Annotated in this window: 9 protein-coding genes; 4 read left to right on the plus strand and 5 right to left on the minus strand. The window is 70.5% G+C overall.

The window, feature by feature from the left end; genetic code table 11:
• Positions 1–69 precede the first annotated feature (69 nt).
• The 3 genes from ABZ863_RS07490 (at position 70) to ABZ863_RS07500 (ending at position 4,056) form a co-directional block, all read left to right on the plus strand.
• Positions 70–2,202: an AAA family ATPase gene (locus ABZ863_RS07490; RefSeq protein ID WP_358532094.1), complete on the plus strand. Its 2,133-nt coding sequence runs from the start codon at positions 70–72 to the stop codon at positions 2,200–2,202.
• A 39-nt stretch (positions 2,203–2,241) separates the two neighbouring features.
• Positions 2,242–3,237: an LLM class flavin-dependent oxidoreductase gene (locus tag ABZ863_RS07495; RefSeq protein ID WP_358532096.1), complete on the plus strand. Its 996-nt coding sequence runs from the start codon at positions 2,242–2,244 to the stop codon at positions 3,235–3,237.
• 66 nt (positions 3,238–3,303) lie between these two features.
• Positions 3,304–4,056 (plus strand): SagB family peptide dehydrogenase, encoded by a 753-nt coding sequence (locus ABZ863_RS07500; protein ID WP_358532098.1) that lies wholly within the window; start codon positions 3,304–3,306, stop codon positions 4,054–4,056.
• Here the strand turns inward: ABZ863_RS07500 and ABZ863_RS07505 are convergent.
• The 5 genes from ABZ863_RS07505 to ABZ863_RS07525 all read right to left on the minus strand — a co-directional run bounded on the left by ABZ863_RS07505 (position 4,042) and on the right by ABZ863_RS07525 (position 13,622).
• Positions 4,042–5,142: an arginase family protein gene (locus ABZ863_RS07505; protein WP_358532100.1), complete on the minus strand. Its 1,101-nt coding sequence runs from the start codon at positions 5,140–5,142 to the stop codon at positions 4,042–4,044. The two genes, ABZ863_RS07500 and ABZ863_RS07505, sit on opposite strands and share 15 nt — an antisense overlap.
• A 223-nt stretch (positions 5,143–5,365) precedes the next feature.
• A complete protein-coding gene (locus ABZ863_RS07510; RefSeq protein ID WP_358532101.1) occupies positions 5,366–8,740 on the minus strand; it encodes a pyruvate carboxylase in 3,375 nt (1,124 codons plus the stop codon).
• Positions 8,741–8,819: 79 nt separating this feature from the next.
• A complete protein-coding gene (locus tag ABZ863_RS07515; protein WP_358532103.1) occupies positions 8,820–9,764 on the minus strand; it encodes a S8 family serine peptidase in 945 nt (314 codons plus the stop codon).
• A 124-nt stretch (positions 9,765–9,888) separates the two neighbouring features.
• Complete coding sequence (gene recG, locus ABZ863_RS07520) at positions 9,889–12,051, minus strand: ATP-dependent DNA helicase RecG (protein ID WP_358532105.1); 2,163 nt, start codon at positions 12,049–12,051, stop codon at positions 9,889–9,891.
• Positions 12,051–13,622 (minus strand): DAK2 domain-containing protein, encoded by a 1,572-nt coding sequence (locus ABZ863_RS07525; RefSeq protein ID WP_358532107.1) that lies wholly within the window; start codon positions 13,620–13,622, stop codon positions 12,051–12,053. The genes recG and ABZ863_RS07525 overlap by 1 nt, the downstream gene beginning before the upstream one ends.
• Before the next feature lie 145 nt (positions 13,623–13,767).
• On the opposite strand from ABZ863_RS07525, the gene rpmB reads away from it, so the two are divergent.
• Complete coding sequence (gene rpmB / locus ABZ863_RS07530; protein WP_153030126.1) at positions 13,768–13,959, plus strand: 50S ribosomal protein L28; 192 nt, start codon at positions 13,768–13,770, stop codon at positions 13,957–13,959.
• Positions 13,960–14,105 lie beyond the last annotated feature (146 nt).

Consider the following 14,105-nt stretch of genomic DNA (forward strand, 5'->3'; position numbering starts at 1 on the left):
TGATGCCCAAGGAGCGAGCGCGTATTGTCGTTCTTCCCCTTCCCGGCGATTTTGCTGCAGGAGCGCTGAGTGTCGGAACCTCGGGTCAGACGGGCCGAGATCGCCATTGAACAGTCCCACGTGGACCGGGTGTACGCCCGGCTCGCGGAACTCCGCAGTCAGGCCGAGGCCATGCGGGCCAGGGGTTACGAGATCGGTCACGGCGCCCAGCGCGAAGCCGTTTTCGAGCAGGCCTCGATGCTGTTCGAGCGGGACATGATGGTGCATCACGCCAACCAGACGCTGCAGACGCTCGACGCCGAGTACGAGGGCCTGGTGTTCGGCAGGCTCGACCACACCGGTTCCGAGGCCGCGTACGTCGGCAGGCTCGGTATCCGCGATGCGGAGTTCGAGAACCTGGTCACCGACTGGCGCGCGCCGGCAGCGGCGGCGTTCTACCAGGCCACCGCCGAGGAACCGATGGATGTGGTGCGCCGCAGGGTGATCCGCTGCTCGGGGCAGTCAGTGCTCGATGTGGACGATGACGTGCTGATCCCGGACGCGGTACCCGAGGACATGAACGTCGTTGGCGAGGGCGCCCTCATGGCCGCGCTGGGCCGCTCGCGGGGCGAGCAGATGCGCGACATCGTGGCCACGATCCAGAAGGAGCAGGACGAGGTCATTCGCGCGCCGTGGCGCGGGGTGACCGAGATCACCGGTGGACCGGGGACCGGCAAGACCGCCGTCGCCCTGCACCGGGCGGCGTACCTGCTCTACCGCTACCGGCGGCAGCTCGGCGGCGCCGGCGTGCTGGTGGTCGGACCTTCCGGGGTGTTCACCAACTACATCTCGCGCGTACTTCCGTCGATGGGTGAGACCAACGTCGAGCTACGCGCGCTGGGGCAGGTTCTCGACGGGATCGACGCGACACGCCACGACCCGGCGCCGCTGGCGGCGGTCAAGGGCTCGCTGCGCATGCGCAAGGTCCTGCTCAAGGCCATGCGGGACACCCCACCGGACGCACCCACCGAGATGCGCATCGTCTACCGCGGCGAGGTGCTCAAATTGGGCGCCAAAGAGCTGGAGAAGGTGCGCCGCAAGGTACACGGCCAGGGCGGGCCGCCGAACCGGTCGCGGATTCGGGCGGCGGAGACCCTGCTGGGAGCGCTGGCCGACAAGGCAGAGGAGTACGCGCGCGCCGACGGCAAAACGATCGAGCGCGCCGACCTGATCACCGAACTCGGCGAGCGCATCGACTTCCACCGGTTCCTGGTCGTGTGGTGGCCGGTGCTCTACCCGGGCGAGGTGCTGCGCTGGCTCAGTGACGAGCGAAGGCTCAGCCGTACGGCGAAGCAGTTGCTCAGCCCTGCCGAGATCGCGCTGCTCGCCGCGTCCATGGCCGACCGGTCGCAGGGCTGGTCGGTTGCCGACATCCCATTGCTCGACGAACTGCGCGTGCTCATCGGCCCGCCGCCGAAGCGCCGCAGGCGTCAGCGGCTCGAGCTGGACGCCGAGCAGGCACGCGACTCCCGCGACGCAGGGGCACGGCTGCGGCCCGAGCACTACGACGAGTACTCGCACGTCGTGGTCGACGAATCGCAGGACCTCTCCCCCATGCAATGGCGGATGATCGGCCGGCGCGGCAAGTACGCGAGCTGGACGATCGTCGGTGACCCGGTGCAGAGTTCCTGGCCGGACCCGGCCGAGGCCGCGCAGGCGCGCGATCAGGCGTTCGGCAGCCGCACCCAGCGCAGGCGCTACACGTTGCGCACGAACTACCGCAACTCGGCGGAGATCTTCGACCTGGCCGCGCGGGTCGTCGCGGGGCACGCCGACGACGGCCAGCTGCCGCACGCTGTGCGCGAGACCGGGCTGGCACCACAGGTCCGGACCATCGAGCCGGTGGCGAGGGAGAGCGCGCTGCAGGTGGCGGCGAAGGAACTGCTCGGCGCGGTCGAGGGGACCGTTGGCGTGGTCTGCGCGATGGACCGGGTCGCCGAGGTGGAGGGCTGGCTGACCGGGCAGGCCGAGGACCGGCTGAAGGTCGTGGGCAGCCTCGACGCCAAGGGCCTCGAGTACGACGCCGTGGTGCTGCTCGAACCGACCGAGCTGATCACCGAGTCGCTGACCGGCCGCCGGGTGCTCTACGTGGCACTGACAAGGGCGACCCAGCTGCTGACGGTGCTCGCGTCCGACGACGACTGGCTCCCCGACGCGCACTGACGGGAATGCAGGCGCGGGCCAGGCGCGTTGACGTGGAACGTGACCTCCCTGCGTGACATCCCGCTGTCCGTTCTCGACCTGTCACCCGTCGTCAGCGGCGGGGACGCGGCCACCGCGTTCCGCAATACGCTCGACCTGGCCAGGTACACCGAGCAGCTCGGCTACCGCCGTTACTGGCTGGCGGAACACCACAACATGCCGGGCATCGCCAGCTCGGCGACGGCGGTGCTGATCGCACACGTCGCCGACGCCACCGAGCGGATAAGGGTCGGCTCCGGCGGGGTGATGCTGCCCAACCACGCACCGCTGGTGGTGGCCGAGCAGTTCGGCACGCTGGAAGCACTGCATCCAGGGCGAATCGACCTCGGGATCGGTCGTGCGCCGGGTACGGACCAGCGGACGGCCTACGCACTGCGCGGGCCTGCCGGGCTCAGCGCCGAGGACTTCCCGCAACGGCTCGCCGAGCTGATCGCCTACTTCGAACCGGACGCCGACCGCCCGGTCAACGCGGTCGCCGCCGAAGGCAACAAGCCGCCGATCTGGCTACTCGGCTCGAGCGGCTTCAGCGCGCAACTCGCCGGCATGCTGGGGCTGCCGTTCTCATTCGCGCATCACTTCAGCGCGGAGAACACGCTGCCTGCCGTGCGCCTGTACCGGGAGTCCTTCCGGCCATCAGCGGTGCTCGACAAGCCGTACGTGCTGCTCGGCGCGTCCGTCATCTGCGCCGACACCGACGAGCACGCGCGCTGGATCGCCGCGCCGGGCGGGCTGACGTTCCTCAGCCTGCGCAAGGGCAGGCCGATCCCGCTGCCGACGCCGCAGGAGGCTGCCGACTACCCCTACACCGACCTCGACCTGGCGTTCATCGAGGACCGGATGGGCAGCAACATCGTCGGGTCGCCGGAGACCGTCCGCAAAGGACTCGACTCGCTGCTGGCCGACACGGACGCCGATGAGATCATGATCACCACCATGGTCCACGATCAGGAGGATCGTAAACGATCCTACGAACTGGTCGCCGAGCTCGCAAAGTAGCAACATCTTTACCCGATCGGGTTACGATGCCGGTGCCGTGATCAGCGGGAGGCGACCGGAGGTGTGATGGGCGACCGGCAGACCACCGAGCAGGCATTGGCGGTGCACCGGCTGCTCAACTCACAGAGCCCGGTACTGCGGGCCGCGCTGCAGGGCGGGCGGCGTTTGCCGTTGCCGGATGTGCACCCGCCACAGGCGGACCTCGTTGCCACGCTGGCCCTTCGCCGATCGGCCTACCGCTACGCCGATCGGGATCTGGAGCTCACAGCGCTGAGTGCCTGGCTGCGGTTCTCGGTCGGCGTGCAACGTTTCGTCCCGGCGTACGGCGTGAACGACTATCCCCTGAGCATGGCGCCGAGTGCGGGTGGGCTGGACATCCTGCGCGCTTACCTCGTCGTCCGCCGCGCCGAGCAGATCCCTCCGGGGGTCTACCGCTACGAGGCCGTCTCGCACGAGCTGGTCGAGCTGAGCACCGGGGATCCGTTCGACGCGCTGCAGGAGGTGTACGTGCAGCCCGAGTTCGCGCAGCGCGCGGCCGTGTCGCTCGCGCTGACCGCGCGGCTGGATGTGGCGTTCGCCAAGTACCCGCTGCGGCACTACCGGACGCTGCACGTCGATTCCGGCGTCGCGGTACAGAACCTCTACCTCGTCGGCACGGCACTGGGGCTGGCGTGCTGCGCGGTGGCCGGGTTCGACGACGCGGCGCTGGCGAGTCTGCTCGGCGTCCCGAACACCGAGGTCCCGACCATGCTTTTCGCCGCGGGGCATGCGGCCGCCGATCCCGCCCACAATGGCGGGTCGCCGTCACCCACGCAGTAGCCGCCCCACGGCTTCGAGCACGGGAGCCAAGCGAAGAACGTCGGCGGGTTCGGTGGCGGCGCACTCGGTGATCGCCGCACCGGTGATCTCGAACGCGGAGAGGCTGTCGATGCCGGCGACGAGCTGGCCGATCGTCAACCCGCCCGGCTCCTGGTAATGGGTGCCGTCGAACTCGGCCGGATCCAGCACATCGAGGTCGAGGTGCAGGTAGACGGTCGCGGCACCGGTGTCGGCGACGGTGCGGCGCAGGGTGTCCGGATCGGCGGGAACGGGCACGTGGCGGACCAGTCCATCGGCAACAGCTCGCCGTTCGGCGGGGTCGAACGCACGGGTGCCGGCGAGCACCGCGCGACCGGGTTCGAGCGCTGGGCTGGCTGCGAAATCGGGATCGCCGTCGCCGAGCAGCGAGCGCAGCACCATGCCGTGGAAGGCGCCGGAAGGGGAACTCGCCGCCGTGTTGCAGTCGGCGTGCGCGTCGAACCAGACGGCGGCAAGCCCGGCGCCGTGGCGGTAGCGCGCGACGCCGATCGGTACGAGGTCCACACCACAGTCGCCGCCGATGGTCAGCACGCGCCCTTCGGGCGCCTCCAGCGCGGCCAGCTGGGCCTGCCGATTCTCGATCAGCGCCTGCCTGTTGCCAATACCGTCTACTGTGGATGATCCGACGTGTGCGCACGATCCGGCGTGTGTGGACGATCCGGCAGCGGCGACCGGCACCTCGTGGACCTCGGTGCCCAGCACCTCGCCCGCGAGGGCGGCGAGTACCCGGCACCCGGTTACCAGCCGATCCCTGGCACCAGGCCACAACGCCCCCTGCCATTGCGGTACCGCGTGAACCAGCACGCCGGCCACCCTATCCGCGAGTCCCCCGCCCCAGCCGGCGAGTCCCCCGCCCCAGCCGGCGAGTCCCCCGCTCCGGTCCGCGAGTCCCCCGCCCCAGCCGGCGAGTCCCCCGCTCCGGCCGCCGAGTCCCCCGCTCCAGCCGCCGAGTTGCGCGCCCCAGTCCGCGAGTTCCCCGCTCCAGCCGCGGAGTTGCCGCTGGTTGGCGCCCAGCAACGCGACTGCCGGACTCCCGTCCCAACGCAAGCCCGGACCCAGAGGAGATACTCGCGGCCCTCGCCGGGCACTCGCCCGCCCGGTCGGGGGACTCGCGCGCCCCAGCGGGCGACTCACGGGCCTGGGCGGGCAACTCGCGCACCCGGGCGGGCAACTCGCCGACCTGAGCGGGCAACTCGCGGGCCCGGGCGGGGGACTCGCGCACCTGGGCGGGGGACTCGCGGCTCGGGTAGCCGGGCGGCAAGGGTCCCGGTTACTCGAGGACGATCAGTAGGTCGCCGCCCTCCACCTGCTGTACCGAGTTGATGGCGAGGCGCTGAACGGTACCGCCTTCCTGTGCGGTGATCGCGGCCTCCATCTTCATCGCCTCGATGGTGGCGACGGTCGCGCCCGCCTCGATCGTGTCGCCCTCTGCCACCTGCGTCGTCACCACACCCGCGAACGGCGCCGCGATGTGCTTCGGGTTGTTCTTGTCGGCCTTCTCCTTCGCAGGCAGGTCCGAGGCTACGGCGCGGTCGCGCACCTGGATCGGGCGGAGCTGACCGTTCAGCGTCGCCATCACGGTCCGCATACCCCGCTCGTCCGCCTCGCCGATGGCCTCCAGCTCGATCAGCAGACGCACGCCGGGCTCCAGGTCCACCGCATACTCCTCGCTGGGGCGGAGCCCGTAGAAGAAGTCCTTGCTGGGCAGCACACTGGTGTCGCCGTAGGCCTCACGATGGGCCAGGAACTCCTTCGTCGGCCCGGGGAACAGCAGCCGGTTCAGCGCGGCCCGCCGGTCCTTCACCAGGTCGGCACGGTCCTCATCGGACAGTGCGGCCACCGGCTTCCGCTCGCCACGGCCCGCAAGGGCCTTGGTGCGGAACGGCTCCGGCCAGCCGCCCGGCGGGTCGCCCAGCTCGCCGCGCAGGAACCCGATGACCGAGTCCGGGATGTCGAACTTGCCGGGTTCCGCCTCGAACTCGTCGGGCGACACCCCGGCGCCCACCAGGTGCAGGGCGAGGTCGCCGACGACCTTCGAGGAGGGCGTGACCTTCACCAGGTGGCCCAGGATCTTGTCGGCCGCGGCGTACATGGCCTCGATGTCCTCGAACCGGTCGCCCAGCCCGAGCGCCCGCGCCTGCGTGCGCAGGTTCGACAGCTGGCCACCCGGGATCTCGTGGTGGTACACACGCCCCGTCGGCGAGGCAAGACCCGCCTCGAACGGTGCGTAGATCTTGCGCACCGTCTCCCAGTAGGGCTCGAGGTCGCCGATCGCCTGTAGGTCCAGACCAGTCGGCCGGTCCGAGTAGTCGGTGGCGGCGACGATCGCCGACAGCGACGGCTGCGAGGTCGTGCCCGCCATCGAGGCAACGGCACCGTCCACCGCATCGGCACCCGCACCGATCGCGGCGAGGTAGGTACCGAGCTGACCACCCGCCGTGTCGTGGGTGTGGATGTGCACCGGCAGGTCGAACTCCCGGCGCAGCGCGGTCACCAGCTTCACCGCCGCGGGCGCCCGCAGCAGTCCTGCCATGTCCTTGATGGCCAGCACGTGCGCGCCGGCGCCGACGATCTGCTCGGCCAGCTTGAGGTAGTAGTCGAGCGTGTAGATCTTCTCGGCCGGATTGGACAGATCCGAGGTGTAGCACAGCGCCACCTCGGCCACGGCCGAGCCGGTCGCGCGCACGGCCTCGATCGCGGGCCGCATCTGCTCGACGTCGTTGAGCGCGTCGAAGATCCGGAAGATGTCGATACCGGTGGCGGTCGCCTCCTCGACGAACGCATCGGTCACCTCGGTCGGGTACGGCGTGTACCCCACGGTGTTGCGGCCACGCAACAACATCTGCAGGCAGATGTTCGGCATGGCCTTCCGCAGAGCCGCGAGCCGCTCCCACGGGTCCTCGGCGAGGAACCGCAGCGCAACGTCGTAGGTCGCACCGCCCCAGCACTCCACCGACAGCAGCTGCGGCACGGTGCGCGCCACCACCGGCGCGATCGCCAGCAGGTCCTTGGTACGCACCCGCGTGGCGAGCAGCGACTGGTGGGCGTCGCGGAAAGTCGTGTCCGTGACACCGATCGTCGGCGACTCCCGCAGCCAGCGGGCGAACCCCTCCGGCCCGAGTTCCGTCAGCTTCTGCTTCGACCCCGCCGGTGGGTCCACTTCGGACAGAGTGGGGACCTTCTCGTCGGGGTTGATGAGCCGGGGCCGCTCGCCGTTGGGCCTGTTGACGGTCACGTCGGCGAGATAGGTCAGCAACCGGGTCCCGCGGTCGGCGGAATGCCGCGCGGTCAGCAGGTGTGGCCGCTCCTCGATGAACGCCGTCGTGACCCGGCCTGCCTGGAAGTCGGGGTCGTCGAGAACGGCCTGCAGGAACGGGATGTTCGTAGCGACACCACGGATCCGGAACTCCGCAACGGCACGGCGAGCGCGGTCCACGGCGGTGGCGAACGTCCGGCCGCGGCAGGTGAGCTTGACCAGCATCGAGTCGAAGTGCGCACTGATCTCGGTACCGGCGAAGGTCGTACCGCCGTCGAGCCGGATGCCCGATCCGCCGGGCGAGCGATAGGCGCTGATCATGCCCGTATCCGGGCGGAAACCGTTCGCCGGGTCCTCGGTGGTGATGCGGCACTGCAGGGCCGCGCCACGCAGGTAGATCCGGTCCTGCGCCAGGTCGAGGTCGGCCAGCGTCTCGCCGGAGGCGATGCGCAGCTGCGACTGCACCAGGTCGACGTCGGTGACCTCCTCGGTGACCGTGTGCTCGACCTGGATACGCGGGTTCATCTCGATGAAGACGTGGTTGCCTTCGCGGTCGACGAGGAACTCCACGGTGCCGGCGTTGCGGTAGCCGATCTGCCTGGCGAACTTCACCGCGTCGGCACAGATTCGCTCCCGCAGCTCGGGGTCGAGGTTCGGCGCGGGCGCCAGCTCGATCACCTTCTGGTGGCGGCGCTGCACCGAACAGTCGCGCTCGTAGAGGTGGATGACCTCGCCCTCACCATCGGCCAGTATCTGCACCTCGATGTGCCGCGGCTCCACGACCGCCTTCTCCAGGAACACCGTGGGGTCGCCGAACGCGGACTCGGCCTCGCGCGAGGCCGCCTCGATCGACTCGCGCAACGCGCGCGGCTGCTCGACCCTGCGCATGCCACGGCCACCACCACCGGCGACGGCCTTGACGAACAACGGGAAGCCGAGCTCCTCGGCAGCCGCGACCAGAGTGTCCACATTGGAGGATGGCTCCGACGAGCCGAGCACCGGCACGCCTGCCGCACGGGCAGCGGTCACCGCGCGGGCCTTGTTGCCGGTCAGCTCGAGAATCTCCGCAGTCGGCCCGACGAAGGTGATCCCCGCGGCCTCGCACGCGCGCGCGAGATCGGGGTTCTCCGACAGGAACCCGTAGCCCGGGTAGACGGCGTCGGCTCCGGCCTTGCGGGCGGCGCGGACGATCTCGTCGACAGAGAGGTAGGCGCGCACCGGGTGCCCCGGCTCGCCGATCTCGTAGGCCTCGTCCGCCTTCAACCGGTGCAACGAGTTGCGGTCTTCGTACGGGAACACGGCAACCGTCCCCGCGCCCAGCTCGTAGGCAGCACGGAACGCGCGGATGGCGATCTCGCCACGGTTGGCGACGAGCACTTTGCGGAACATTCCCGGTCCTTCCCTTTGCTCGGATCGGTCCGAGGAACGTTACCTCGAAAGTCCCGGACTTCGGGAGTTCGCTCCCAGCTTATGGACCGGATTGGCCGGGGCCGGCTTCCGCGCCGGTGTACAGCAGCCGGTTGGCTGTGCCCTCCGGTACACCGGTGAGCACGTCCTGCGTCGCGCCTGCCACAACCGCGGCCGTGGTTTCCTCGGCCGTGGCCTCCGGATGCACCGCCCGGTACAGCGCCGCGGCCCCGGCAACGTGCGCGGCCGCCACCGAGGTACCGGACAGCACCGCCGTGCCACCGCCGAGGCCCGGCGCCGTGATGTCCGCGCCCGGCGCGTAGAGGTCGACGGCGGGGCCGAAGTTCGATGTCGCCGCTGCCGTGTCGGTCCGGTCACTGGCCGCGACGGTCAGCACCTCGGGCACCCGGCCCGGAGAGCTCAGTCCGGCATCGGCGGAGGCCCCACCCGCGGCGACCGCCACCGGCATGAGCGCGGCCAGCCCGCGCACCGCCTGGTCGACGAGGTCGCTCGGCGGACCGCCTACCCCGATCACCGCGACCGCGGGCTGCTGTGCGTTGTTGACGACCCAGTCGATACCAGCGACAACGCTGAGGCCGTTGCCGGCACCGTTCTCGTCGAGCACCCGCACGGGCACGATCCGCACCCCCTTCGCGACACCGTGCGCCTGACCGCCGATCACCCCGGCGAGGCTCGTGCCGTGACCGTTGAGGTCGGCGGGATGGTCGTCGCCGTCGATGAAATCCTTGCCGCCGGCGACCCGCCCGCCGAAGTCGGGATGGGTGCCATCGACGCCGGAGTCGATGACGTAGACCGTGACCCCGGTGCCGTCACCGGTGTAGTGGTAGGTCTGATCGAGCTGGTCACCCCCCTGCCGCTGGTCGATCCGGTCCAGCCCCCAGCTGGGCGGGTCGGGCTGCGCACCCGGATCGGCCTGCGCTGGAAGGGCTGTCAGAACGGTGGCGGTGCAGGCTGCGAGCAGGGACGTTGCCAGTCGAATTCGCATGCGCACCCGTCTACCGCCTAGGCCACGGAGGCGAAACCGGAGTACCACCATCGTGGGAGTCCCCAAGGCCACCTTGGTCGCGTTGAACGCAACCAAGGTGGCCTTGGGGGACGAAACGCTCCCGCTACGACTTGTCCAGGAACTCCGCGCGATCGGTGTCGATGAGATCGGCCACCATCCGTGCGAGGCCGAGGTGGCCGGCCAGCGCCGGGTCGTCGCCGACGATCCGCAGTGCGACCGTGCGGGCCTGCGCGATCAGGTCCTCGTCCTCCAGCAGGGACAGCAACTTCAGCCCCGAACGCTTGCCGGACTGTGCGGCACCGAGGATGTCCCCCTCCCGCCGGAGCTCGAGGTCGAGCCGGGACAGCTCGAAGCCGTCCAGCGTCGACTCCACGGCGGCGAGCCGTGCCCGCGTGCTCGTGCCGTCGATCGAGTCGGTGACCAGCAGGCACAGGCCCGGCACGTCACCCCGGCCGACACGACCACGGAGCTGGTGCAGCTGGCTCACCCCGAACCGATCGGCGTCCATGATCATCATGAGTGTCGCGTTCGGCACGTTCACGCCGACCTCGATGACCGTCGTCGCCACCAGCACGTCCAGCTTGCCCGCGGCGAAGTCCCGCATCACCGAGTCCTTGTCGTCGCTGGGCATCCGCCCGTGCAGCACCCCGATCCGCAGGCCGGCCAGCGGGCCCTCGGCCAGCTGCGGAGCCAGGTCGAGCACGGCGATCGCGGGCCGCTTGTCCGAGTTGTTGTCGGCGGGCGGCTCGTCGCCGATCCGCGGGCACACGATGTACGCCTGGTGCCCTTTGCGCGCCTCCTCGACGAGCCGCTGCCACCCCCGGTCCAGCCAGGTGGGCTTCTCGGCCACGGGCACAACGGTGGTCGAGATCGGCGAGCGCCCTGCCGGCAGTTCCCGCAGCGACGAGACCTCCAGGTCGCCGTACACGGTCATGGCGACGGTCCGCGGGATCGGGGTCGCCGTCATCACCAGCACGTGCGGGCTGGTGTCGTCGGCACCACGGGAGCGCAGGGCGTCGCGCTGCTCGACACCGAACCGGTGCTGCTCGTCGACCACCACGAACGCCAGGTCGGCGAACGTCACGTGCTCCTGAATCAGTGCGTGTGTTCCGACGACGATGCCCGCCGCGCCGCTGGCGATGTCGAGCAGCGCCTGTTTGCGTTCCTTCTGAGACATCGACCCGGTGAGCAGCGTGATGCTGGTCGCGTTGTCGGCGGCACCCAGCTCCCCTGCCCGGCCGAGCTCCCCGAGCATCGCCCGCAGCGAACGGGCGTGCTGCGCCGCGAGCACCTCGGTCGGGGCGAGCATCGCCGCCTGCCTGCCCGCGTCCACCGCCTGCAGCATCGCGCGCAGCGCCACCACGGTCTTGCCGCTGCCCACCTCGCCCTGCAGCAGCCGGTTCATCGGGTGCGCACCGGCGAGGTCCGCGGCGATTCTCGCGCCGACCTCCCGCTGTCCCTGCGTGAGCTGGAACGGCAGTAGTTCGTCGAACGCCGCCGCGATCCCGCCCGGCACGGGCGGGCAGGCGGGGGCAGGGCGCAACGCGACGGAGTGGCGGCGCTGGGCGAAGATCAGCTGGATCGCCAGCGCCTCGTCCCACTTGAGCCGCTCGCGGGCGGCGTCCAGCTCCTCGAAGCTCTCCGGCCGGTGGATGTGGCGCAGCGCGTCGAACAGATGCCCGAGACCGTGCTGGTCACGCAGCCACTCCGGCAGCGGGTCGTCGCCGCGGTCGAGCGTGTCGAGCACCTGGCGCACCGCGTAGCCGATCGTCCACGACTGGATCCCTGCAGCCGCTGGATAAACCGGGATGATCTCCGCGAGGAAACTGTCCATTGTGGAGATACCATCGCCGTCAGGATCGATCAGCTCGTACTCCGGGTTGGCCAGCTGCAACGTATTGCGGAACGCGGTGACCTTGCCGGCGAACAATCCGGTGCGCCCCGGCCGCAGCTCCCGCTCCCGCCACGCCTGGTTACCGAAGAACGCGCACGAGAGCCTGCGCCTGCCGTCGGTGATGGTGACCTCGAGGATCGAGCCCTTGCGCTGGCGCATCGGCTTCTTGGTGGCGTGCTCGATCCGGGCCAGCACGGTGGCGTGCTCGCCGATCTCGAGCCCGGCGATGTCGGTGAGCTCACCGCGCCGGGCGTAGCGGCGCGGGTAGTGCCGCAGCAACTGTGCCACGGTATTGATGTCCAGCGAGTTCGCCAGCGCCTTCGCGGTCTTGGCGCCCAGCACCCTCGACAGCGCCTCGTCCAGCCCAGTCATCACTCCACACCCATCAGCAGCAGCGCATCGGTCTGCCCACCGGAATAGCACACCAGTTCGACTTCCGGCCGCTCGGCACGCAGATGCTCGGCCAGCACATCCGCGATCCCCTCGGGAGCGCCTTCGCCGGTGAGGATCGTGACCAGTTCCCCGCCGAGCGCGAGCATCCGTTCCAGTACGGCGAATGCGGCCGCCTCGGCCCTGCCGGGCCGCTCGATGAGGACGACCTCGCCGTCCACCAGTCCCAGGACGTCACCGGCCAGCGCCCGGCCGACCCAGGTGATGGAATCCTCCCCGGCCACCACGATATCGCCGCGCCGGGTTGCGGCCGCCGCCTCGGCCATCGCGACGGCGTCGGTGCCCGCCCTCCGGTCGGGATCGTGCACCGCGATCGCCGCGAGCACCTGCACCCCGGAGGCGCAGGGCACCACCACGACGTCACGATCGGCGAGCACCGGATGCCCTGCGATCCGCTCGGCCGCCGCGGTCAGCTCGATACCACCCGGCAGCACGGTCACGTGGCTGGCCGCCGTCTCGGTGACGAGGCCGAGCAGCTCCTCGGTGCTGGGTTCGGTGTCCGCGCCGACCTGCAGGACCGGAACGCCCTCGCCGGCGAGGAGCGTGGCGAGCCCGTCGCCGTGCACCACCGCGACCACTGCCCGGTCCCCGCGCGCCGCCGCGGTCTCCACCGGGGCCGGGGTCATCAGCGGTTCCACGCGAACCCGGTGCGGCCTGCCGTAGCGCAGCCCGGCCTCGATCGCCGCACCGATGTCGGCGCAGTGCACGTGGACCGCGTGGTTACCGGCACCGTCGCCGGCGACCGTGACGCTGTCGCCGAGCCCTGCCAGTGCCCTGCGCAGTGCGGGCAGTGCCGCTTCCTCGGCACCGGTGAGCAGGTACATCACCTCCCACGCCCGTGGCGCAGGCAGCGCGAGTTCCGGCACGGCCAGTGCGTGCTCCGGCTCCCCGCTCGTGCCCGTGACGACCCCCACGAGCGCGTCCAGCATCGCGACGAGACCGCGGCCGCCCGCGTCGACGACACCGGCGACCGCGAGCGCCGCGAGCTGGTGCGGCGTCTCCTCCAGTGCGTCGGCAGCAGCCTTCGCGGCTGTCGTGGCGACTTCGGTGAGCGAACCGTCCTCGACGGCGATGGCGACGGCGTGCAGGACGCTGAGCATCGTGCCCGCGACCGGGCGGGCGACCGCACCCGTGGCCAGTGTGTCGGCCCGTTTCAGCGCCGCGACCAGGCCCGGTCCATCGAGCTCGGCCGTGCCGGCTGCCGACTCGGCGAGGCCACGCAACACCTGGGAGATGATGACGCCGGAGTTGCCCCGTGCGGCGGCCACCGCACCGCGGGCGAACACGCCGAGTGCGTCCCCTGCCCCGCCGGGGGCGGCCCGCTCGGCCAGCGCGGCATGCGCCGCGGTGAGCGTGTACAGCAGGTTCGAACCGGTATCGGAGTCGGCAACCGGATAGACGTTGATGCCGTCGATGTCCGCTCGCAGCGCTCCCAGGCTGTGCACACAGGCGGCGGCCCACGCCTGCACAGCCGCCGCGTCCAAAGCCTGCACCGGTATCCTCCGTGCTGGTGTCGAGGGGTCCTGGCGAGGGTAGCGACCCGGCTGCGCTCGCCGGGAGAGCACCGGCTACCCTGTTCGAGTTGCCCGGTGTTCGCCGGGTGGGTTTGTTTACCTATTTCTTCGAGGAGTGTTCGACGTGGCTGCCGTGTGCGACGTCTGTGGCAAGGGGCCGGGCTTCGGCAAGTCGGTCTCGCACTCTCACCGGCGTACCAGCCGTCGGTGGAACCCGAACATCCAGACCGTGCACGCCAAGATCGGGCTCTCCCAGCGGAAGCGCCTGAACGTGTGCACCTCCTGCATCAAGGCGGGCAAGGTCGTTCGGGGCTGACGCCAGAATTTCGACGAAGCCCGGTGGATCATCGCGATCCACCGGGCTTCGTGCTTTTTACGCTCCCCAAGGCCACCTTGGTTGCGCCCGCCCGTCTCCCACCACCACCCAAACGGAGACGCTTCGCGCCGCAGTGTCTGATCTAC

This window comes from Saccharomonospora sp. NPDC046836, assembly GCF_040645195.1.
Taxonomy (GTDB): Bacteria; Actinomycetota; Actinomycetes; order Mycobacteriales; family Pseudonocardiaceae; genus Prauserella_A.

Bases quoted from the DNA above. Each gene is read 5' to 3' on its own strand.
- ABZ863_RS07515 (WP_358532103.1), bottom strand. From the start codon at position 9,764: ATGCGAATTCGACTGGCAACGTCCCTGCTCGCAGCCTGCACCGCCACC.
- ABZ863_RS07510 (WP_358532101.1), bottom strand. From the start codon at position 8,740: ATGTTCCGCAAAGTGCTCGTCGCCAACCGTGGCGAGATCGCCATCCGC.
- recG (WP_358532105.1), bottom strand. From the start codon at position 12,051: ATGACTGGGCTGGACGAGGCGCTGTCGAGGGTGCTGGGCGCCAAGACC.
- ABZ863_RS07500 (WP_358532098.1), top strand. From the start codon at position 3,304: ATGGGCGACCGGCAGACCACCGAGCAGGCATTGGCGGTGCACCGGCTG.